The sequence below is a fragment of the Xanthomonas sp. AM6 genome (assembly GCF_025665335.1).
Taxonomy (GTDB): domain Bacteria; phylum Pseudomonadota; class Gammaproteobacteria; order Xanthomonadales; family Xanthomonadaceae; genus Xanthomonas_A.
The window spans coordinates 4,357,242-4,378,347 of sequence record NZ_CP106869.1 but is presented as its reverse complement, the minus strand read 5'-3'; the positions used below and the strand labels follow the sequence as shown (position 1 = coordinate 4,378,347).

The 21,106-nt window shown below is 72.2% G+C and carries 20 protein-coding genes; 10 read left to right on the top strand and 10 right to left on the bottom strand.

From position 1 onward, the window contains the following. Positions 1-161: 161 nt before the first annotated feature. Positions 162-1,052, bottom strand: coding sequence for a LysR substrate-binding domain-containing protein (locus OCJ37_RS18700; RefSeq protein ID WP_263111193.1), 891 nt, complete (start codon positions 1,050-1,052; stop codon positions 162-164). A 102-nt stretch (positions 1,053-1,154) separates the two neighbouring features. Here OCJ37_RS18700 and OCJ37_RS18695 point away from each other — a divergent pair, with 102 nt between their 5' ends. Beyond that, positions 1,155-2,366: an MFS transporter gene (locus OCJ37_RS18695; RefSeq protein ID WP_263111192.1), complete on the top strand. Its 1,212-nt coding sequence runs from the start codon at positions 1,155-1,157 to the stop codon at positions 2,364-2,366. Here the strand turns inward: OCJ37_RS18695 and yccS are convergent. The 5 genes from yccS to purH all read right to left on the bottom strand — a co-directional run bounded on the left by yccS (position 2,311) and on the right by purH (position 9,245). Then, a complete protein-coding gene (gene yccS / locus OCJ37_RS18690; RefSeq protein ID WP_263111191.1) occupies positions 2,311-4,551 on the bottom strand; it encodes a YccS family putative transporter in 2,241 nt (746 codons plus the stop codon). The two genes, OCJ37_RS18695 and yccS, sit on opposite strands and share 56 nt — an antisense overlap. Positions 4,552-4,631: 80 nt before the next feature. Then, a complete protein-coding gene (locus OCJ37_RS18685; RefSeq protein WP_263111190.1) occupies positions 4,632-5,306 on the bottom strand; it encodes a uracil-DNA glycosylase family protein in 675 nt (224 codons plus the stop codon). A gap of 157 nt (positions 5,307-5,463) precedes the next feature. Further along, positions 5,464-6,753: a phosphoribosylamine--glycine ligase gene (gene purD / locus OCJ37_RS18680; RefSeq protein ID WP_263111189.1), complete on the bottom strand. Its 1,290-nt coding sequence runs from the start codon at positions 6,751-6,753 to the stop codon at positions 5,464-5,466. A 28-nt stretch (positions 6,754-6,781) separates the two neighbouring features. Beyond that, positions 6,782-7,639: a hypothetical protein gene (locus tag OCJ37_RS18675; RefSeq protein ID WP_263111188.1), complete on the bottom strand. Its 858-nt coding sequence runs from the start codon at positions 7,637-7,639 to the stop codon at positions 6,782-6,784. Between the two features lie 19 nt (positions 7,640-7,658). Beyond that, complete coding sequence (gene purH / locus OCJ37_RS18670; protein WP_263111187.1) at positions 7,659-9,245, bottom strand: bifunctional phosphoribosylaminoimidazolecarboxamide formyltransferase/IMP cyclohydrolase; 1,587 nt, start codon at positions 9,243-9,245, stop codon at positions 7,659-7,661. Positions 9,246-9,322: 77 nt separating this feature from the next. Here purH and OCJ37_RS18665 point away from each other — a divergent pair, with 77 nt between their 5' ends. The 8 genes from OCJ37_RS18665 to OCJ37_RS18630 all read left to right on the top strand — a co-directional run bounded on the left by OCJ37_RS18665 (position 9,323) and on the right by OCJ37_RS18630 (position 17,299). After that, complete coding sequence (locus OCJ37_RS18665) at positions 9,323-9,937, top strand: CDP-alcohol phosphatidyltransferase family protein (RefSeq protein ID WP_263111186.1); 615 nt, start codon at positions 9,323-9,325, stop codon at positions 9,935-9,937. An 82-nt stretch (positions 9,938-10,019) separates the two neighbouring features. Next, a complete protein-coding gene (locus OCJ37_RS18660) occupies positions 10,020-11,774 on the top strand; it encodes a bifunctional alpha/beta hydrolase/class I SAM-dependent methyltransferase (protein ID WP_263111185.1) in 1,755 nt (584 codons plus the stop codon). Further along, complete coding sequence (locus OCJ37_RS18655; RefSeq protein WP_263111184.1) at positions 11,771-13,108, top strand: phosphatase PAP2/dual specificity phosphatase family protein; 1,338 nt, start codon at positions 11,771-11,773, stop codon at positions 13,106-13,108. The genes OCJ37_RS18660 and OCJ37_RS18655 overlap by 4 nt, the downstream gene beginning before the upstream one ends. Continuing rightward, positions 13,105-13,539, top strand: a complete 435-nt coding sequence (locus OCJ37_RS18650) for a hypothetical protein (RefSeq protein ID WP_263111183.1) — start codon at positions 13,105-13,107, stop codon at positions 13,537-13,539. The genes OCJ37_RS18655 and OCJ37_RS18650 overlap by 4 nt, the downstream gene beginning before the upstream one ends. 13 nt (positions 13,540-13,552) lie before the next feature. Further along, on the top strand, positions 13,553-15,046 hold the full coding sequence (locus OCJ37_RS18645; RefSeq protein ID WP_263111182.1) for a TIGR04222 domain-containing membrane protein: 1,494 nt from the start codon (positions 13,553-13,555) through the stop codon (positions 15,044-15,046). Then, positions 15,046-15,699 carry a CDP-alcohol phosphatidyltransferase family protein gene (locus tag OCJ37_RS18640; RefSeq protein ID WP_263111181.1) on the top strand — a complete coding sequence of 218 codons (654 nt, stop codon included), beginning with the start codon at positions 15,046-15,048 and terminating at the stop codon, positions 15,697-15,699. Before OCJ37_RS18645 ends, OCJ37_RS18640 begins: the two co-directional genes overlap by 1 nt. Then, positions 15,696-16,328 carry a lysophospholipid acyltransferase family protein gene (locus OCJ37_RS18635; protein ID WP_263111180.1) on the top strand — a complete coding sequence of 211 codons (633 nt, stop codon included), beginning with the start codon at positions 15,696-15,698 and terminating at the stop codon, positions 16,326-16,328. Before OCJ37_RS18640 ends, OCJ37_RS18635 begins: the two co-directional genes overlap by 4 nt. Continuing rightward, positions 16,325-17,299 (top strand): phosphatidate cytidylyltransferase, encoded by a 975-nt coding sequence (locus OCJ37_RS18630; RefSeq protein WP_263111179.1) that lies wholly within the window; start codon positions 16,325-16,327, stop codon positions 17,297-17,299. Before OCJ37_RS18635 ends, OCJ37_RS18630 begins: the two co-directional genes overlap by 4 nt. A 265-nt stretch (positions 17,300-17,564) precedes the next feature. On the opposite strand, the gene fis is transcribed toward OCJ37_RS18630, so the two are convergent. The 3 genes from fis to OCJ37_RS18615 all read right to left on the bottom strand — a co-directional run bounded on the left by fis (position 17,565) and on the right by OCJ37_RS18615 (position 19,448). Continuing rightward, on the bottom strand, positions 17,565-17,837 hold the full coding sequence (gene fis / locus OCJ37_RS18625) for a DNA-binding transcriptional regulator Fis (RefSeq protein WP_003471008.1): 273 nt from the start codon (positions 17,835-17,837) through the stop codon (positions 17,565-17,567). 115 nt (positions 17,838-17,952) lie between these two features. Further along, positions 17,953-18,606, bottom strand: coding sequence for a DUF3426 domain-containing protein (locus OCJ37_RS18620; protein WP_263111178.1), 654 nt, complete (start codon positions 18,604-18,606; stop codon positions 17,953-17,955). A gap of 473 nt (positions 18,607-19,079) precedes the next feature. Further along, on the bottom strand, positions 19,080-19,448 hold the full coding sequence (locus tag OCJ37_RS18615) for a helix-turn-helix transcriptional regulator (protein ID WP_263111177.1): 369 nt from the start codon (positions 19,446-19,448) through the stop codon (positions 19,080-19,082). Between the two features lie 191 nt (positions 19,449-19,639). Between OCJ37_RS18615 and OCJ37_RS18610 the strand changes: the two genes are divergently transcribed. Beyond that, positions 19,640-20,227, top strand: coding sequence for a hypothetical protein (locus OCJ37_RS18610; protein WP_263111176.1), 588 nt, complete (start codon positions 19,640-19,642; stop codon positions 20,225-20,227). Here OCJ37_RS18610 and prmA read toward each other — a convergent pair. Continuing rightward, positions 20,149-21,069, bottom strand: a complete 921-nt coding sequence (gene prmA, locus OCJ37_RS18605; RefSeq protein WP_263111175.1) for a 50S ribosomal protein L11 methyltransferase — start codon at positions 21,067-21,069, stop codon at positions 20,149-20,151. The genes OCJ37_RS18610 and prmA overlap by 79 nt on opposite strands. Between the last annotated feature and the right edge of the window lie 37 nt (positions 21,070-21,106).

Here is a 21,106-nt window from a genome sequence, read left to right as displayed (position 1 = left end):
GGCGATGCGGCCTGTGTCGGCGGTGCTGTCTGCGGGGGGCGCGCGAGCGTTGCCGTTTTGGAAGAGGCACCATGGTGTCTTGCTCCGTTCGTCGCGACTGAAGTCGCTCCTACAGGGGCGCAGGGCGGGGAAGGCTAGCCGTGTATTTGATGCGGCTCCGGCTAGCCGGTGTCGTCGCTGCCCGCGCGGCCCTGCCGCAGCAGGGCGATCAGCGCGCGCGCGGCCGGGGTCGGGTCCGCGCGCCAGGTGGCATAGGTCAGGAAGCGGAAGCGCTCGCGCAGCGCGATCATCGCCACGCCGTGCATCGCCGCGGCCATGGTCTGCGGCACGATCGCCAGGCCCAGGTCCTCGGCCACCAGCTGCCGCTGCAGATCGGCATGGGTGACCTCGTACTGCAGGCGCTGGCGCAGGCCGGCCTCGGCGAAGGCGCGGTCGATGATGCCGCGCACGCCGGCGCCGGCGATCAGTCCGGCCATCGGCGCGTCCTCCAGTTCGTGCAGCGCCACCTCGGCGCGCGCGGCGAAGCGGTTGCCGGGCGCGGCGATCAGCGCCAGCGGTTCCTCGTGCAGCAGCAGGCGCTGCTCGGGCAGCACGATGTGCGGGCCGACCCCGACCAGGGCCACGTCCAGCCGGCCCTCGGCCAGCTCGAGCAGCAGCGCATCGCTCATGCCGGTGCGCAGATGCACGTCCACCGCGCTGTGCGCCTGGCGGAAACGGCGCAGCAGGGCCGGCACCTGCACCGTGCTCAGCGAGGAGATCTGGCCGATGTGCAGGCGTCCGCGCACCGTGCCCAGGGTCTGCGCCATTTCCTCGTGCAGGCGCTCGGCCGCGCGCAGGGTCTCGCGGGCGTTGTGCAGGAACACCTCGCCGGCGGCGGTGGTGCGCACCTGCCGCGCGCCGCGCTCGAACAGCCGCGCGCCCAGCGCCTGCTCGATCTTGGCGATCTGGTGGCTCAGCGCCGACTGCACCGTATGGCAGCGGCGCGCGGCGGCGGTGAAGCTGCCTTCCTCGGCCACCGCGACCGCGAATTCGAGCTGGCGCAGGGTCAGCATGGCATCTGCAAACAAGATGGATGGAGTGAAAACAATACATTGGAAAGATCGATTGCGCCCGACCAGACTGGCGCCATTCCTTCGCTCCCCTGGATCCGGCTCATGGAAACCTCCCCGCACCCCCCGATGCACCGCGGCCTGGTGCTGCTGATGGCCGCCGCCACCGGCCTGGCGGTGGCCAGCAACTACTACGCGCAGCCGCTGCTGGAGGTGCTGGCGCAGACCTTCGCGATCGACGTGCGCAGCGCCGGCGCGGTGGTCACCACCGCGCAGCTGGCCTATGCCGCCGGCCTGCTGTTGCTGGTGCCGCTGGGCGACCGCTTCGAGCGCCGCAGCCTGATCGTGGGGCTGTACGCGCTCAGCGCGGTGGGCCTGCTGATCAGCGCCGCCTCGACCAGCTTCGCGCTGCTGCTGCTCGGCACCCTCATCACCGGCCTCAGCTCGGTGGCCGCGCAGACCCTGGTGCCGTTCGCCGCCACGCTGGCCGCGCCGCACGAGCGCGGCCGGGTCATCGGCACGGTGATGAGCGGCCTGCTGCTGGGCATCCTGCTGGCGCGCACTGTGTCCGGGCTGCTGGCCGGTGCCGGCGGCTGGCACACCGTGTACTGGGTGGCGGCGGCGCTGATCCTGCTGGTGGCGGCGCTGCTGTGGCGCGCGCTGCCGCGGCACCCGGGCAACCCGCGGCTGTCGTATCCGCACCTGATCGGGTCGGTGCTGGCGCTGCTGCGCGACGAGCCGGTGCTGCGCTCGCGCGCGGTGCTGGGCGGGCTGATCTTCGCCGGCTTCAGCATGTTCTGGACCACGCTGGCGTTCCTGCTGTCCGGCCCCGGCTACGGCTACGGCACCGCGACGATCGGCCTGTTCGGCCTGATCGGCGCCGCCGGCGCGTTCGCCGCCAACCTGTCGGGCAAGCTCGCCGACCGCGGCGCCGGGCACTGGGTCGGCTGGGGCGGGCTGGCCATGCTGCTGCTGTCGTGGCTGCTGCTGGCCGCCGCGCCGCACTCGCTGTGGCTGCTGATCGCCGGCGTGCTGCTGCTGGACGTGGCGGTGCAGGGCGTGCACATCGGCAACCAGAGCGTGATCTACCAGCTGGATCCGAAGGCGCGCAACCGCATCACCTCGGCCTACGTCACCTGCTACTTCATCGGCGGGGCGATCGGCTCCAGCCTGGGCAGCGCGGCCTACGCCTACGCCGGCTGGCGCGGGGTGGTGGTCGGCGGCGCGGCGCTGGCGGTGGCGGCGCTGCTGTGGATGGGCGTCAGCGTGCGGCCGGCAGCGCGGAAGGCGGCGCTGGCGCCGCTGCCGGAGCGGTGACCGCATGCGCGGCGGCGCGCAGCTTGGGCAGCAGGCGCAGGGTCAGCGCCAGCTGGTTGCGCACCAGCCGCCGCTTGGCCTCGTCCACGCCTTCTTCCTGTTCCAGCGCATCGGCCAGCGCGAGTTCGGCCGATTCGTCGGCCGGCGGCAGCGCCCGGCGCTGCACCAGCGCCTCGGCGATCGCGCCCAGCGCGTCCTGCAGGTAGCCGCCGGCGCGGTCGATGGCCGGGTCGGCCTCCCCGGCCAGCGCCGCGCGGTGCGCGCCCAGCGCCGACAGGTAGCCGAGCAAGGTGTTGGACAGCGCCAGGAAGCGGAAGCCCGCATCCAGGTTGCGGCGGTAGCGGCCGGGTTCGCGCAGCATGTTGGACAGCGCCACCGACAGCGCGGCGTCGGCGTTGTGCATGTCGCGCCGGGCGATGCGGTAGGGCAGGTCGTCGCGCATGCCGCTGCGGTACTGCTCCAGCACCTGCGCCAGGTAGCGCGCGCAGCTGGCCAGCACCGTCGCCATCACCTGGTTGAGGCGCCGGCCCTGCCAGTCGGGCAGGATCAGGAACGAGGCCGCCGCGGCGATCGCGCAGCCGATCAGGGTGTCGAGCAGGCGCGGCCAGATCAGCACGAAGCCGTCGCCGAGCAGGTTGAAGCAGAACAGCGCCATCACCGTGATCGCGGCGGTGGCCAGCATGTAGCGGTCGGTGCGGGTGACGAAGAACAGCAGCGCGCCGGACAGCGCGAACAGCAGCTGCAGCTCGGTGCCGGGGAACAGCTGCATCAGCGCCCAGGTCGCGCCCAGGCCGATCAGGGTGCCGGCGATGCGCTGCGCCAGGCGCAGCCGGGTGGCGCCGTAGTTGGGCCGGCACACGAACGCGGTGGTGAGCAGGATCCAGTAGCCGTTGCTGGCGTGCATCGACTGCATGACGGCGTAGCCGGCCACCAGCGCGATCGCCATGCGCAGCCCGTGCCGGAACAGCACCGAGCCGGGGGTGAGCTGCTGGCCGACGCGCACCAGCATCTCGCGCAGCGTGTGCGGCGAGGAATCGCGCAGGCGCGTGTCGAGGTTGTCGCTGGTGGTGTCCGACTGCGCGGATTCTGACAGCCGCCGCTCGATGCTCTGCAGGTTGGTGACCAGCAGTTCCAGCGAGCCGAGCAGCCGCGCCTGGCGCGGATCGGCCTGCGCATGCAGGAAGTCCAGCGACTGGCGCAGGTCGGTGGTGGCCTGCTGGGTCTGCTCGCCGTACTCGAACGGCTGGCGCAAGCGGATCGCCTCGCCCAGCGCCGCGCAGGCCTTGCCCTGCAGCGCCAGCAGGCGCTGGCAGCGGTACAGCACGTCGCTGTGGAAGAACGCGTCGGTCAGCGCTTCGTACGGATAGTGCGAGGAGCTGGCGCGTTCGTGGAAATCCTGCGCCATGTAGTACAGCCGGAAGTACAGGCCGGACTGCACGCCGGGCCGGCCGGAGCGGCCGAAGCGGCTCATGATCGCGGTCTTGGCCGCGTTCAGCGCCGCCACCACCTGCGCGTTCTGCTCGGCCAGCGCCAGCCGCCGCGCGTGCAGGTCGCTCTGCCGCACCGGCTCGAACAGCGCGGCCTTGAGCCGCAGGTAGCGGCCCAGTTCGAAGAACAGCCGCGACAGCCGCTCGCGCACCGGGCGGTTGGCGAACAGCAGCGTCCACAGGATCGACAGCAGCCCGTACCAGGCGGCGCCGAGCAGCAACAGCGCGATGCCGTGCCAGGCGTTGCCGCCGACGTGGCCGGCGCGGGCGCCATGGTCGATGCCGATCATCGCGTAGATCGCCAGCGCCACGGTGGCCTGGGCGATGGAGGCGTAGCGCTCGCCGAGCGCGCCGAGCAGGGTCAGGGCGAAGGTGGACAGCGCCATGCCGGCGACGAACGCCAGCGGATACGGGAACAGCAGCACCACCGCGGCCGCCGCGGCGGCGAAGCACAGCAGCGACAGCAGCACCGACTTGATCCGGCCCAGCCAGTTGTCGTCGGTCTCGGCGATGGCGCTGGCGATGGTGCCCAGGAAGATCGCCGGCAGCGCGGTCAGTTGCTGCTGTTGCCAGCACACGCCCATCGCCGCGCCCAGGGCGATGAACACGCGCAGGCCATAGCTGGCCTTTTCGTGGGCCCACAGGCGGCTGAGGCGCGATTCGATCGAGTGTTTCGGCACGGCAACACGATAACGCAACGGTGGCGCGCCGTATTGCCGCCGGCTGCCGGAACGCGCGCCATGCCCGGTACGGCCTTGCGGCCGAGCGCGGGCGCCGCTCAGATCTCCAGCTGGCGCAGGCGCGCGTCCAGCAATGCGGGAAAGCGCTTGAACCAGGTCTGGTTGAGCGGCGAGGGATGCGGCAGCGGATGCAGGGCGAAGCGCCGCGACGTGCCGCGCTCGGTCCGTAGTTCGACCTCGGTGCTCGCGGTGAAGCGCGCCTCGTCGGCCCAGAACGCGTCCAGCCGCGCGCGCACGTCCTTGGGCTGGTCGATGCCGAACCACAGGAAGGCTTCGCGGCCGAGGGTGACGATGTCGCGGCCGCGCCACTGTTCGATCAGCAGCTGCCGCATCAGCGGATGGAAACGCCGCTTCACCTGCATCGACCAGGCCTTGTTGCCGAGCGGCTTGTACGGCACGGTGTTGATCCAGAAGAAGTCGCGGCCCACTTTCAGCGAGGCGTCGAAATCCGGCAGCGGCTGGCCGTCGTGCAGGTGCCGGTACAGCGCCTCGCGCACGAGCTGCCCGCCGCTGCCGACGAAGGGCTCGCCGTATTCGACCTCGGTGCGGCCCGGATCGCGGCCGAAGAAGCACAGCCGCGCATTCTTGCGGCCGAGCCCGATGATCGGCTCCAGCGGATCCTTGGCGTATTTCGCGTAGACCGCGCTGTCGATGCCGTCGGTGTGCGCGGCCAGTTCGCGGAACTGCTTGCGGATGGCGGGAGCGAGTGCCATGGGATCTCCTCGGAGGCCGATGGCGATACAGGCTAGAGCATCCGCGCTGCGGATGCTGTCCTGTAGGAGCGGCTTCAGCCGCGACCGGCTTTACCGGTCGTGCCTGTCGCGGCTGAAGCCGCTCCTACAGAAGGCGCACAGTGACGTGGCTGTGCGCCTATGCGCCGCGTTCGCGCGCGATGGCGCGCCAGCCGATGTCGCTGCGGTGGAATTCGCTGGGCCAGTGGATCTGCGCCACGCCGGCATACGCATTGCGCTGCGCGTCGGACACGCTGTCGCCCAGCGCGGCCACGCACAGCACGCGCCCGCCGGCGCTGAGCACGCGGCCCTGCGCGTCCAGCGCGGTGCCGGCATGGAACACCTTGGCGCTGGCCGGCACCTGGTCCAGGCCGGAAATCGCCTCGCCGACCACCGGCTTGTCCGGATACGGCGCCGCCGCCAGCACCACGCCCAGCGACGGGCGCGGATCCCACTGTGCCTGGATCGCGTGCAGTTGCCCGTCGATCGCCGCCTCGACCAGCTCCACCAGGTCCGACTGCAGGCGCAGCATCACCGGCTGCGTCTCCGGGTCGCCGAAGCGCACATTGAACTCGATCACCTTGGGCGCGCCGCTGGCGTCGATCATCAGCCCGGCGTACAGGAAGCCGGTGAACGGCACGCCGTCGGCGATCATGCCCCGCACGGTCGGCTCCACCACTTCGCGCATCACCCGCGCATGCACCTCGGGGGTGACCACCGGCGCCGGCGAATACGCGCCCATGCCGCCGGTGTTGGGACCGGTGTCGCCGTCGCCGACGCGCTTGTGGTCCTGGCTGGTGGCCATCGGCAGCGCGGTGGCGCCATCGACCATGGAGATGAAGCTGGCTTCCTCGCCGTCGAGGAATTCCTCGATCACCACGCGCGCGCCGGCGTCGCCGAAGGCGTTGCCGGAGAGCATGTCGCGCACCGCCGCTTCGGCCTCGTCCAGGGTCGTCGCCACGATCACGCCCTTGCCGGCGGCCAGGCCGTCGGCCTTGATCACGATCGGCGCGCCCTTGGCGCGCACGTAGGCCAGCGCCGCGTCCACCTCGGTGTGCACTTCGTAGAACGCGGTGGGGATGCCGTGGCGCTGCAGGAACTGCTTGGCGAAGGCCTTGCTGCCTTCCAGCTGCGCGGCCTTGGCGCTGGGCCCGAAGATGCGCAGGCCGGCGGCGCGGAAGCGGTCGACCACGCCCAGCACCAGCGGCACTTCCGGGCCGACCACGGTCAGCGCCACCGCCTCGTCCTGGGCCAGTTGCAGCAGGCCGTCCAGGTCGTCGACCTTGACCGCCACGTTGCGGCACTTGGCCTCGGTGGCGGTGCCGGCGTTGCCCGGGGCGACCAGCACTGCGTCCACGCGCGGGGATTGGGCGAGCTTCCAGGACAGGGCGTGTTCGCGGCCGCCGGAACCGATGACGAGGATTTTCAAGGCGTGTCTCGTAATGTCGAAGGAAGGGCTATTCGCAGCTTTCGCGCTGCATCGCATCGGGGAACGGATAGGCCCAGCGTTTGGCGTCGAACGCGAACACCTGGGTGGTGCCGAGCTTCTTGCCGCAGGAGATGCCGGTTTCCTCGATGGTCACCGGCCACACCCGCGCGGCCGGGTCGCTGTCGTCCACGGCGAGCCTGAAGTCCACGTCGAACAGCTGCGCCTGGCATTGTGCGGCGGTCTGCTGCGGGTCGCGGCCTTCGTCGCTGCAGTCCAGCGCGCCCTGGTTGTCGATGTGCTGGCGTACCGAACCGGCGTTGACCAGGCCGTTGGGACCAGGCAGCACCAGGTCCTGCGATTCCAGCACCAGGCCTTGCCCGATCCAGCTGCTGTAGACCACGAAGCCGTAGAAATCGCTGCCCAGCCGCAGGATGTCGACCGCACCCGGGTCGCCGTCGCTGCCGAAGCCGTCGGCCAGCTTCTCGGCCACCACCGCCAGGCCCTGGCCGTCGTCGCGCAGGATCAGGAAGTCGATCAGCCCCGGGTTGGCATGGCCGCCGCCGTCGAGCCGGTGGCACACCGCCAGCAGTTGCTGGACCTGGCTGCCGACCACCACCGGCTGTTCGGCGCAGACCTCGCTCTGCACCGCCTGGCCATCGGCCTGGCCGGACCAGCCTTCCGACAGGCGCGCCTGCTTGCCGTAGCGCGTCTGCAGGAAGGCCTGCAGGCGCTCGGTGCGTGGCACGTGCGCGGCCTGCGCCGGCGCAGCGGTGGTGGCCGGTGCGGCCGGCGCCGCGGCCGGGGCGGGCGCCGCGGTCGGCTTGCACGCGGCCATGCCGAGCGCGAGCAGCAACGGCAGGCCGTGGCGCAGCGAAGTGGATGTCATCGTCCGGGTTCCTGGCCGCTCAGTGGCGGAAATGGCGCACGCCGGTGAACACCATGGCGATGCCGTGCTCGTCGGCGGCGGCGATCACCTCGGCGTCGCGCATCGAGCCGCCGGGCTGGATCACCGCCTTGATGCCGGCCGCCGCGGCCGCGTCGATGCCGTCGCGGAACGGGAAGAACGCATCGGAGGCCATCACCGAGCCTTCCACCACCAAGTCCGCATCGGCGGCCTTGATGCCGGCGATGCGCGCCGAATACACCCGGCTCATCTGCCCGGCGCCGACGCCGATGGTGCGGTGGTCCTTGGCGTAGACGATGGCGTTGGACTTGACGTACTTGGCCACCTTCCACGCGAACAGCAGGTCGGCGAACTGCGCCTCGGTCGGCGCCAGGCGGGTGACCACCTTGAGTTCGTCGCGGGTCACCACGCGGTCGTCGGCGGTCTGCATCAGCAGGCCCGAGCCGATGCGCTTGGTGTCGATGAAGCCGACGGAGGCCGGCGCCAGCGGGATGCGCAGCACGCGCACGTTGGCCTTCTTCTTCGCGTACTCGAGCGCACCGTCTTCGTAGTCCGGCGCGATCAGCACCTCGACGAACTGGCGGTCGAGGATGACCTTGGCGGTGGCCGCGTCCAGCGTGCGGTTGAAGGCGAGGATGCCGCCGAAGGCGCTGGTCGGATCGGTCGCATAGGCCAGTTCGTAGGCATCGCCGCAGCCCGCGCCCACCGCCACGCCGCACGGGTTGGCGTGCTTGACGATGACGCAGGCCGGCGCGTCGAACTGGCGCACGCATTCCCAGGCCGCGTCGCTGTCGGCGATGTTGTTGTAGCTCAGTTCCTTGCCCTGCAGCTGCTCGAACGTCGCCAGCGAACCCGGGGCCGGGCACAGGTCGCGGTAGAACGCCGCCTGCTGGTGCGGGTTCTCGCCGTAGCGCAGGTCCATCACCTTGACGAAGCTGCCGTTGGCCTGCGCCGGGAACGCGGCGCGCACCGGCACCTCGCTCGCGGGGTCGGCCACCGTGGACAGGTAGTTGCTGATCGCCGCGTCGTACTGCGCCACGCGGTTGAACGCGGCCACCGACAGCGCGAAGCGCTTGGCCGCCGACAGCTGGCCGTCGTGCGCCTCCAACTCGGCCAGCAGGTCGGCGTACTGCGCCGGATCGGTGGCCACCGCCACGCGCGCGAAGTTCTTCGCCGCCGAGCGCAGCATCGCCGGGCCGCCGATGTCGATGTTCTCCACCGCCTCGGCGAGCGTGCAGTCGGCCTTGGCGGTGACCGCCTCGAACGGGTACAGGTTCAGCACCAGCAGGTCGATCGGCGCGATGCCGTGCTCGGCCATCACCGCATCGTCGGTGCCGGCGCGGCCGAGCAGGCCGCCGTGCACCAGCGGGTGCAGGGTCTTGACCCGGCCGTCCATCATTTCCGGGAAGCCGGTCAGCTCGGACACGTCCTTGACCGCCAGCCCCGCCTCGCGGATCGCCTTGGCGGTGCCGCCGGTGGACAGCAGCTCCACGTTGCGCGCGGCCAGCGCGCGGGCCAGGTCGATCAGGCCGGTCTTGTCGGAAACGGACAGCAATGCCCGGCGAACGGGCAGGAAATCGGAGGGCATGGGGCAGGGCACACATCGGAGCGGGGAGCCGATATTGTAGGCTGCGCCGCCCCGGCATGGACCCTCAGGACCCCGCAATGGTTTCGATCTACGCATTGAAAGGACGCTTCCAGGACCTGTTGCGCCCCGGGGTGCGCGGCCTGTACCGGCTCGGCGTGACCGCCAACCAGGTCACCGTGGGCGCGGCCGCGGTGTCGCTGCTGGTCGCCGCCTGGGTGTTCTGGCGTGGGCCGGCGCAGCCGCTGTGGTATGCGCTGCTGCCGGCGTGGATGCTGCTGCGCATGGCCTTGAACGCGGTCGACGGCATGCTGGCGCGCGAGTTCGGGCAGCAGTCCAGGCTGGGCGCCTACCTCAACGAACTGAGCGACGTGATCGCCGACGCGGCGCTGTACCTGAGCCTGGCCAGCGTGCCCGGCGCGAACGCGGGCTGGCTGTGGGCGCTGGCGCTGGCGGCGGCATTGACCGAGTATGCCGGGGTGTTGGGGCTGATGGTCGGCGCCGGACGGCGCTACGACGGACCGATGGGCAAGAGCGATCGCGCCTTCGCCATCGGCCTGCTGGGGCTGCTGCTGGCCGCGGGCTGGGTGGGGGCGAAGACGGTGGACGGGTTCGCGATCGCGCTGGCGCTGCTGTGCGCGGCGACGGTGCTGCGGCGCGTGGCCGCCGGCCTGCGCGAGGCCGCAGCGCGCTGAGCCGCCTGCGCGGCACGGCCACGACACGACGGCGGCAGCGACACTCACGGCAACAGGTATCACGACAGGGAATCGGCAACGGATGCGGCAGGTCAGCGAAAGCGAGTTTGGCAGTTTCGACGGAACACGGTTGTTCTACCGGCATTGGCCGGCCCCGGCGCCAGCGGCGCAGCCGCGCGCGGTGGTGCTGCTGCACCGCGGCCACGAGCATTCCGGGCGGGTGCTGCACCTGGCCGACGAGCTGGGCCTGGACGAGTGCGCGATGTTCGCCTGGGACGCGCGCGGCAACGGCCGCTCGCCTGGGGCGCGCGGCGATGCGCCCGGTTTCCCGGCGCTGGTGCGCGACCTGGACCGCTTCATCGCCCACATCGGCGACGCCCACGGCATCGCGGTGCAGGACATCGTGGTGATCGCGCAGAGCGTGGGCGCGGTGATCGCCAGCACCTGGGTGCACGACTACGCGCCGCCGCTGCGCGCGCTGGTGCTGGCCTCGCCGGCGTTCAAGGTCAAGCTGTACGTGCCGTTCGCGCGGCCCGGGCTGGCCCTGCTGCACAAGCTGCGCGGCAACTTCTTCGTCAACAGCTACGTCAAGCCGCAGTGGCTCACCCACGACCCGGCGCGCGTGGCCAGCTACCGCGACGATCCGCTGATCACCCGGCCGATCTCGGTGCGCGTGCTGCTGGGCGTGTACGCCGCCGCCGACCGCGTGGTCGGCGACGCGCAGGCGATCACCGTGCCGGTCCAGCTGCTGGTGTCCGGCGACGACTTCGTCGTGCATCGCGGCCCGCAGGACCGTTTCTACGAGCGGCTGTCCTCGCCGGTGAAGGAGCGCCACCTGCTGCCCGGGTTCTTCCACGACACCCTGGGCGAGCGCGACCGCGCGCCGGCGCTGGCGCAGATCCGCCGCTTCGTGCGCGAGCGCTTCGCCGAGGCGCCGGCGCGGCCCAGCCTGCTGCAGGCGCACCGGCGCGGGCCGACCTTCGAGGAAGCCGAACGCCTGGCCTGGCCGCCGGAGAAATACAGCCTGCAGGACCTGCGCTGGCGCTTCGTGCGCGCCAACCTGCGCTTCGGCGGCACCCTGTCCGAGGGCGTGGCGCTGGGCCTGCAGACCGGCTTCGATTCGGGCAGCACGCTGGACTACGTGTACCGCGACCGTGCCGCCGGCAAGGGCCCGCTGGGCCGCTTCATCGACCGCAACTACCTGGATGCGATCGGCTGGCGCGGCATCCGCGTGCGCCGCACCCACCTGCACGAGCTGCTGCGCCTGGCCATGCAGCGCCTGCGCGCGGCCGGCGCGCCGGTGCGCGTGCTCGACATCGCCGCCGGCCACGGCCGCTACGTGCTGGAGGCGCTGGCCGCTGGCGAGCAGCGCGCCGACGCGATCGTCCTGCGCGATTTCAGCGACTTGAACGTGGAGCGCGGCCGCGCGCTGATCGCCGAACTCGGCGCCGCCGACATCGCCCGCTTCGAGCAGGGCGACGCCTTCGACCGCGACGCGCTGGCGGCCTTGCAGCCGCGGCCGACGCTGGCGGTGGTGTCGGGCCTGTACGAACTGTTCCCGGACAACGACCAGGTGCTGCGCTCGCTGCAGGGCGTGGCCGCCGCGGTCGAACCGGGCGGTTATCTCGCCTACACCGGCCAACCCTGGCATCCGCAGCTGGAATTCATCGCCCGCGCGTTGACCAGCCACCGTGGCGGCGCGGCCTGGGTGATGCGCCGCCGCACCCAGCAGGAGATGGACGAGCTGGTGCGCGCGGCCGGCTTCCGCAAGCTCGAACAGCGCATCGACGAGTGGGGCATCTTCACCGTGTCGCTGGCGCAGCGGATCGCGCCGTGAGCGTGCCGGCGCCGCGGCCGTGGCGGCGTGCGCTGCTCTGGCTGGCGCTGCTGGGGCCGTTCTTCTTCCTCAGCTACGGCCTGGCCAATACGCTGGCCGAGCGGCGCACGGGCGTGCCGTCGCTGCCGTTCGCGTGGGAAACGCAGATCCCGTTCTGGCCGTGGACGATCGTGCCGTACTGGTCGATCGACCTGTTCTACGTGGTCTCCTTCTTCGTGTGCCGCACGCGCGCCGAACTGGACACGCACGCCAAGCGGTTGTTGACCGCGCAGCTGCTGGCGGTGGGCTGCTTCCTGCTGTGGCCGCTGCGCTTCGGTTTCGAGCGGCCCCCTAGCGAGGGCGTGTTCGGCTGGCTGTTCGCGGTGCTGCTCGGCTTCGACAAGCCGTTCAACCAGGCGCCGTCGCTGCACATCGTGCTGCTGGTGGTGCTGTGGGTGCGCTATGCGCAGCACCTGCACGGGTTGGCGCGCGCCGCGCTGCACGCCTGGTTCGCGCTGATCGGGGTGTCGGTGCTGACCACCTACCAGCACCATTTCCTGGACATTCCCACCGGCCTGGCCGCGGGCTGGCTGTGCGTGTGGCTGTGGCCGCAGCGCATCGCACCGCCGTGGAGCGCGCTGGCCCTGGCACGCGATCCGGCGCGCTGGCGCCTGGCCGCCGCCTACCTGCTCGGCAGCGCCGCCTGCGTCGCGCTGGCATGGGTGGCGCGGGGTGCGGCGTGGTGGCTGTTGTGGCCGGCGCTGTCGCTGCTGCTGGTCGCGCTCGACTACGCGCTGCTCGGCGCGATCGGCCTGCAGAAGCGCGCCGACGGCCGCCTCAGCCTGGCCGCGCGCTGGCTGTATGCGCCGTACCTGGCCGGGGCCTGGCTCAATTCGCGCGCCTGGACCCGGCGCGATCCGGCGCCGCGCGACATCGCCGACGGGGTCTGGCTGGGGCGCCTTCCCGGCCGCGGCGAGCGCGCGCGCTTTGCTGCGGTGGTCGACGTCAGCGCCGAATTGTCGCTGCGCGAGGCCGGCCCGCACGATCGCACGGTGCCGATGCTGGATCTGGTCGCGCCGCCCGCGCCGGCATTGCGCGAAGCCGCGGCCGCGATCGAGGCCGCACGCGGCCACGGCCCGGTGCTGGTGTGCTGCGCGCTGGGCTATTCGCGCAGCGCCGCCGCGGTCGCCACCTGGCTGCTGCGCAGCGGCCGTGCCGCCGATCTGGATGCCGCACTCGCGCTGCTGCGCGCACGCGCAGCGCGGGTGGTGCTGGGGCCTGCGCAGCGCGAGGCCATCGCCGCCGCATGCGCCGCGCCGCACGCACCGCCGCGCGCCCTGGAGTTGCCGGCATGAGCACGCGGCTGGAACTGCGCACGATGGCCGCGCTGCTGCGGCAGGCATCGCCGCTGGACCGGCTGTCGCTGGTGCTGTTCGCCGTCGCACTGCTGCTGGGCGCGTGGTACGCCAGCGTCGGCGCGCCACTGGCGGCGACGCTGTGCCTGCTCAGCGTGCTCGCCGGCGTGGTGCAGCGCTACTGGGCCGCGCGCGTCGGCCTGGATGCAGCGCTGCTCGAAGCGGTGCTGGCCGAAGCGGACCTGGACCAGGCCGGCACCGATCTTGACGCCGCGCTGCACCGGCTCGGCCTGCTGCGCCGCCTGCCGCCGCCGCGCGACTGGCAGGCGCGCTGGCGCGGCATGCGCGGCCTGCTGCGGCGGCAGGTCGCCAGCCTGGCGTTGCAGCTGGCGGCGGTGCTGGCGGCGCCGATCGCGGCGCAGTGCGCATGATGGGGCGCAGGCCATGACCGCATCCGCCGATCCGGCGCCGCTGCCCCACGCCGATGCCGCGCAACAGGCATTGTGGCAGCGCTTGCAGGCCTACCGTTTCGGCGAGGAGGACGACGCGCTGCCGGCGTTCGTGCGCCGGGTGGCCAAGGAAGCCAGGGTCTCCCTGGCGGAGGCCGCGCAGGCGGTGGAGGAATACCGGCGCTTCTGCTTCCTGGCCTGCAGCGGAGGCGAGGACGCGACGCCCAGCGCGCTGATCGACCAGGTCTGGCATACCCATCTCACCGATACCCACGAATACTGGCAGCGGTTCTGCCCGCAGGTGTTGCAGACCACGCTGCACCATCGGCCCGGGCGCGGCGACGCCGCCGATGCCGAACGCCACGCGCTGCAGTACCGGACCACCTTGGCGCGCTACCGCCGCCATTTCGGCGAACCGCCGGCGGCATGCTGGCCGGCGCCGGGCGGCACCACGACGCTGCAGCTGCGGCTGCGCAGCGACGTCCCGGCGCGGCGTTGGCCGATGCCGCGCGAGGGCGGCAAAGCGCTGTGGCGGTGGCTGCTGGCGACGCTGCTGCTGGGCGGATGGCTGAGTTCGATCAATACCGCCGCGTCGCCGCTGCACTGGCGCGGCGGTTCGTTCCTGCTGCTGTTCCTGGCGGCGATCGGGCTGGCCAGCGCGTTGGCCGTGCGGCTGCGGCGCGCGGTGTGCGGCCTTGGCCAGCAGCGCGCGGTCCGGCAGGTGGACAGCGCCGAACTGGCGTTCCTGGCCGGCGGCAGCGAGCGCGTGGCGGACATGCAACTGGCCTTGCTGCTGGCGTGCGACGCAGTCCAGTTGCAGCTGGCGCCGTCGAGCCTGCGTGGCAGCCACCGCGACGCGGCCCAGTTGCAGGTCACGGACGCTGCAGTGCCGGCGGCGCTGCAGCGCGCCCTGCTGCTGGTGCGCGCCAACCCGAAATTGCCGCTGGCGCTGCAGGCATTGCGCGACGATGCGTCGCCGCTGCGCGAGGCGCTGATCGGCAAGCGCCTGCTGCTCGGCCGCGGCCAGGCCTGGTGCGCACGCCTGCTCGGCGCCGCGCCGCTGCTGGCGCTGTGGAGCGCCGGTGCGCTGAAGATCGACATCGGCCTGCAGTTGCAGCGCCCGGTCGGCTTCCTGGTCGCGGCGATGGTGCTGGTGACGATGCTCGCGCTCGGCTTCCTGTTGACGCCGCCGCGGCGCAGCGTCGCCGGCGAGCGCGTGCTCGCCGAGCGCGATGCGGCATGGCGCGCAGGCGCCGGATCGGCGCCCGCGCCGCAGGCGTCGCACCTGGCAGCGCCCCTGGCCCTGGCTGGAACCGGCGTACTGCTGGGGACGCCATGGGCGGACTACCACGCGTTGCGCACGCCGCTCGTCGCCAGCAGCGGCAACGGTGGCGGCAGCAGCTGCACCAGCGGCAGCAGCGGCGGCGATGGAGGCGGCGGCAGCGGTTGCAGCAGCGGTTGCGGCGGGTGCGGCGGAGGCGGCGATTGATGGCACGACCGACGGTCAGCGAACGCCGCGCGCAGCGGCGCGCACGCCTGGCGACGGCGCTGCGCGCGCGTGGCGCCACGCCCAACGGCCTGTCCTGGAGCGCGCTGGGCTTCGCGGTGCTGGCGGCGCTGATGTTCGCGCTGGCCTGGCGCGAACCGCCGCGCGCCGCCGCCGGCTTGCTGGTGCTGGCCGCGTTCGGCCTGCAGGGACGATTGCTGTGCAACCGCCTGGACGGGCTGATGGCGCGGCAGGCGCAGATGGTCGGCCGCGCCGGCGCCGTCTACAACGATGCGCCGGACCGGCTCTCCGACGTGCTGGTGTGCCTGGGCGTGGGCTATGGCCTGCAGCACGTGCTGAGCTGGGGCGCCGAGCTGGGCTGGGCCGCGGCCTTGCTGTGCGTGGGCACCGCCTACGTGCGCATGCTCGGCCTGGCCTGCGGCGTCAGCGAGCCGGTGCAGGGGCCGATGGCGCGCGTGCAGCGCATGCACTGGCTGTCGCTGGCGGCGTTGCTGGCCGCCGCCGCGCTGCTGCTGCAGCGCAGTGCCATCGCCCAAACCATTGTGGTCCTGGCGCTGGCGCTGCTGGTCGCCGGCGCCGTGTTGACCCTCGCGATTCGCCTGCGCGCCATCGTGCGCGAACTGGAGTGGAAATGATCGACCGCCTGATCGCCCGCGGCTGCAGTGCCGCGATCCGCACCCTGACCGGGGCGCGCGCGTTCTGGCGCGGCTGCATGCCTTCCAGCGAGCGCCGCGTGTACTACGGCAACCACGCCAGCCACGGCGACTTCGTGCTGATCTGGTCGTCGCTGCCGGCGTCGCTGCGGCGCGAGGTGCGGCCGGTGGCCGCGGCCGACTACTGGCAGCGCGACGCGCTGCGCCGCTACCTGATCCACGCGGTGTTCAACGGCGTGCTGATCGAGCGCGAGGCCGCGCAGCGCACCCGCGATCCGATCGACTGCCTGTGCGAAGCGGTCGATGGCGGCGGCTCGCTGATCCTGTTCCCGGAAGGCACGCGCAACACCGAGGAAGGCGTGCTGCCGTTCAAGAGCGGCATCTACCACCTGGCGCGGCACCGGCCGGAACTGGAATTCGTGCCGGTGTGGATCGACAACCTGAAGCGGGTGATGCCCAAGGGCAAGTGGCTGCCGCTGCCGCTGCTGTGCACCACCACCTTCGGCGCGCCGCTGCGGCTGGGCGCCGGCGAGGACAAGCAGGCGTTCCTGGAGCGCACGCGCGCGGCGTTGCTGGCGCTGTCGCCGGAACAGATGGAGGCGGCGCGATGAACCCGATCGCCTTCAGCGACCACCTGCAGCAATCCTCGCTGCGGCAGCAGACGATCTGGCTGTTCCTGGGCATCGCCGCGGTGCTGCTGCTGGCCACGCTGATCTCCGAGACGCTGCGCTGGCGCGCGCGCGAACGCCCCAGCGCGGTGCTCGACAATCTGGTGGCGCGGATCCGCGCGTGGTGGGTGATGGCGGCGGTGGTGGCGCTGGCGTTCGTGTTCGGGCGCATCGGCGTGATCGTGCTGTTCGCGCTGGTGTCGCTGTTCGCGCTGCGCGAGTTCATCACCCTGGCGCCGACCCGGCGCGGCGACTACTACGCCCTGCTGGCCGCGTTCTACATCGTGCTGCCGTGGCAGTACTGGCTGGTGTGGAGCGGCTGGTACGGCCTGTACACGCTGCTGATCCCGGTCTACGCGTTCCTGGTGCTGCCGATCCTGGCCACCATCGGCGGCGACACCACGCGCTACCTGGAGCGCACCGCGAAAGTGCAGTGGGGGCTGATGATCTGCGTGTTCTGCATCTCGCACGTGCCGGCGCTGCTGAACCTGGAGATTCCCGGCTACGAAGGCCGCAACCTGCTGCTGTTCGCGTTCCTGGTGATCGTGGTGCAGTCCTCGGACGTGCTGCAGTACGTGTGGGGCAAGCTGATCGGCAAGCACCTGATCGCGCCCAAGCTGTCGCCGTCCAAGACCGTGGAAGGCTTCGTCGGCGGCCTCCTGTCGGCGAGCCTGCTCGGCGCGGCGCTGTGGTGGATCACCCCGTTCTCGCCGCTGCAGGCGTTCGCGCTGGCGCTGGTGGCCAACCTGATGGGCTTCTTCGGCGGCCTGGTGATGTCGGCGATCAAGCGCGACCGCGGCATCAAGGACTGGGGCCACATGATCGAAGGCCACGGCGGCGTGCTCGACCGGCTGGACTCGGTGTGCTTCGCCGCGCCGGTGTTCTTCCACCTGATCCGGTATGGGTGGGTGTGAGGGGGGCCGGGATTCGGGATTGGGGATTGGGGATTTTGGGATTCGCGGGGAGCGCGCCGCCTCCTGTGGGAGCGGCTTCAGCCGCGACGCCTTACCGCTAACGCGTCGCGGCTGAAGCCGCTCCTACAGGGAAGCGCCGAGATTGAAATAGAAAAAGCCGCCTTTTCTGCAGAAAAAGGCGGCTTTTTTATTGGTTCGCTTGACCGCGATTTGCACGAGAACGTGGTCCTGCAGTCCCGAATCCCGAATCCCGAATCCCGGCCCCTCACGCCAACCCGTATTCCTTCAGCTTCTTGCGCAGCGTGGCGCGATGGATGCCCAGCATCGCCGCGGCGCGGCTCTGGTTGCCTTCGCAGTGGTTGAGCACTTCCACGAACAACGGGATCTCCATCTCGCGCAGCACGATCTCGTACACGTCGTCGGCGTCGCAACCGTCGAGATCGCGCAGGTAGCGGCGCACGGACTGCGCGACGTGTTCGCGCAGCGGCGGCTTCGGCGCGCCGCGACTGGAGTCAGGACGAGTGGTGGCAGCGTTCAAGTTCGACGGGTCCCCGGATGACGGCGGCGCCGGAGGGCGGGAGGGCCGGCGCGGGGGGACGAGTCTAGCGCGTGACCTGCCTGGCTGCCATGGCGGATCGCGGTGTCACAGCGTTTCAGTGGAAGTCGAAGCTGAATGCCGCGGTGCCGGCCGCCGGTTCGCGCACCTGGAACGCCACCTGCGCGCTCTGCCCGGGCGCCAGCGTCGCCGCGTCGGGGCGGGCGCGGCCCAGGTATTCCTCCGGACGCAGCACGCGGCTGCCGATGGTGCGGCCGTCGGCGTCGGCCAGCGACAGTTGCAGCAGCGGCCAGGCCTGCGCCCAGCGCGCGTCGTTGCGGAACGTGGCCTGGATCTGCAGGATGCCGGCGCGGCCGGGCAGCGGCCGCACTTCGCGGCTGAGCATGGTGAACGCACCCGGCTCGCGCCACGGCGGCAGGTTGCAGCGCAGCGCCTGGCACACGCCGGCCACCCATGGCCGCCAGCGCGCATCGGCGCCCAGCCGCTGCCGGTCGGCGACCAGGATCTGCAGCGCCAGCAGCAGGCACAGCCCGGCCAGCGCGATCCACTGCCACGGCGCGGCGCGCAGCACCGGCCGGCGCGGTGCGCCGCGCCGCATGAAGCTGGGCGCGGCGGCTGGCGTGGGGAAGGCCGTGGCCGTCAGGGCCGGCGCTGGCGTCGGCTCCTGGACCGGCTCCGGGTCCGGTTCGGGATCCAGGACCGACCCCGATGCGGCATCCGATGCGCCAGCGCCGAGCGGCGCGGTCGACATGCCAGCGTCGGAGGCGGGCGGCGGCGCCACGGAAGCTGATGCGACCGGCGACGCATCCGTGTCCATCGCAGGCGCCAGCCCCGGCGCGGGCGGTGTCGCTTGCGCTGGCGCCGGGGCGACGTCGGCGCGGGACACAACGCCGGGACCCGGGTCGGGCGCGGCGACCTGGCTGGCGGCCGCATCCGGATCGGCGCCCGGGTCCGCGTCCGCCGGCGTGGCGGCATCGGCCTGGTCCGGTGCGGACCGGCCGGGCTGGCGCAGCAGGGTGGCGAGGCTGGGACGGGGCGGGTTGGGATCGGGCATGCGCGGGCGACGGCGACAACGAGAGCGCTATTCAAGCACGCAGCGGCGCGGGCTGCAGTGCAGGGCCGGCCTCTTCGGCTTCCTGCAGGAGCGGCTTCAGCCGCGACAAGTACCCCGGCCAGGCCCGGTCGCGGCTGAAGCCGCTCCTGCAAGAGCGCCCGGCCCGCCGCTCAGCGCCGCTTCTTGCCGGCGCCGATCAGGTCCAGCAGGCCGGCGCGCTGGCGCGGGCTCAGGGTCTCGAAGCCGTCGAGCAGGCGCGCCTGCTGGTCGGACAACTGCCGGTAGTGCGCGGCTTCCTCGGCGACGGACAGCGGTTCGCCGAACACGCGCTCGCCGCGGCCGGTGGCCAGGTATTCGAAGGTCAGCCCGCTGCGGCGGGCCAGCGCGATCAGGTGCTCCACCGCCGGCGCGGTGCCGTCGGCCATCTCCCACTGCGCCACGGCGCTGCGGGTCACCGCCAGGTCCAGCGCCAGCGCTTCCTGGGTGAGGCCGGTCAGCTTGCGCGCCTCGCGCACCCGTTCGTACAGCTTGCTGCTCACGCTCCTCACGCTCACCTCCGCAGGGGGAGGCGAGGTATAGCCGCGTCGACCGGAGAGGTTGGTTCGTACGGCTTTCAATTACCTTTTTGTTGTTGATACTGTCGCTGCCGGCAGGTGGGCGTGGCGAAGACGCCGCACCGCCTGCCACGCAGGACCAGTGACCGACCGCTGCCATGGACCAGGACGCGCCGATGCACACGCAGGAAGCCCCGCCGCAGGCCATCATCCGCCACCCCCGTTTCGCGCGCGCGCCGCTGCACGCGGGCTGCCGCCCCACGCGACCGCCGCCGGGGATCGGCGCGCGCCGCTACCGGATCTGGGCCGATGCCGACGGCCGCCACCGCGCGGTCAGGCAGGGCTGGTCGTGGGGAGTGTTCGCGCTGCCGTATCCGCCCGCGCCGCCGCCGCTGGCGCTGTGGCTGTTACTGCACGCCGCGGCCTGGGCCGCGCTGGTGCAGGCGCTGGGCGCGGCGGCGGTGTGCGCGGTGGCGCTGGAACTGGCCTGGCGGCTGCCGCGGGCGCGGCGCGGCCATCGCTGGCACGAGCGCTGCCTGCGCGCGCAGGGCTGGCGGCCGCACGCGCGGGTGCTGGCGATCCATGCCGAGGCGGCGCTGCTGACGGTGGCGATCCGCAGCCTGGCCGCAGGGCGGCGTGAACGCACCGGCCTGCGCGGCCAGGAAACGGCGGCGTACTACCGGCCTCAGCTGCGGCGCACGCCGTCGATGCGCATCCAGTCGCCGTCCTGTTCGGTGCGCAACTGCTCGAACCACGGCGCATAGCGCTGCAGCAGTTCCTGCTCCTGGCCGTGCAGGATCCCGGACAGGGCGATGCGCCCGCCCGGCGCCACCCGTTCGGCCAGGGTCGGCGCCAGCGCATCCAGCGCCGAGGCCAGGATGTTGGCGACCACCACCGGGTAGGTGGCCGGCGGTTCGTCGGCCGGCAGATGCACCGCCAGCCGTTCGCCGACCGCATTGCGCTCGGCGTTGTCGTGCGTGGCCAGCAGCGCCTGCGGATCGTTGTCCACGCCCACCGCCGCCGCCGCGCCCAGCTTCAGCGCGGCCAGCGCCAGGATCCCGGAACCGCAGCCGAAGTCGAGCACGCGCGCCTGCGCCAGGGCGCCGTCGGCGGCCAGGGCGTCGAGCCAGCGCAGGCACAGCGCAGTGGTCGGGTGGGTGCCCGAACCGAACGCCAGGCCCGGGTCCAGCCGCACCACCGCGGCGTCGGCGCCGTGCGCGTCTTCCGGCAGCTCGTGGTTCCACGGCACGATGAAGGTGCGCGCGCCGAAGCGCATCGGCTGGAACTGGTCCAGCCAGGCGCGCTCCCAGTCCTGGTCGTCGACCTTGCGGAACGTGGCCTGGGCCCAGTCCAGGCCCGGGTCGAACGCTTCCAGCGCGGCCAGCAGCAGCAACGCGTCCTGCTCGGCGGGAAACAGCGCGCTGAGCACCAGCGTGCCCCACAGCGGGGTCTCGCCCACGCCCGGTTCCAGGATCGCGCGCTCGTTGCTGGTGTCGGCCTCGGCGTCGAGCAGGGTGACCGCCAGCGCGCCGACGTCCTCCAGCGCGTTCTCGTAGCGGGGCTGGGTGGCGTCGGTGCAGCGCACAGTCAGTTCGAGGAACGGCATCGGTCGGGCACGAGGGGGGAAGACCGGGCATCTTAGA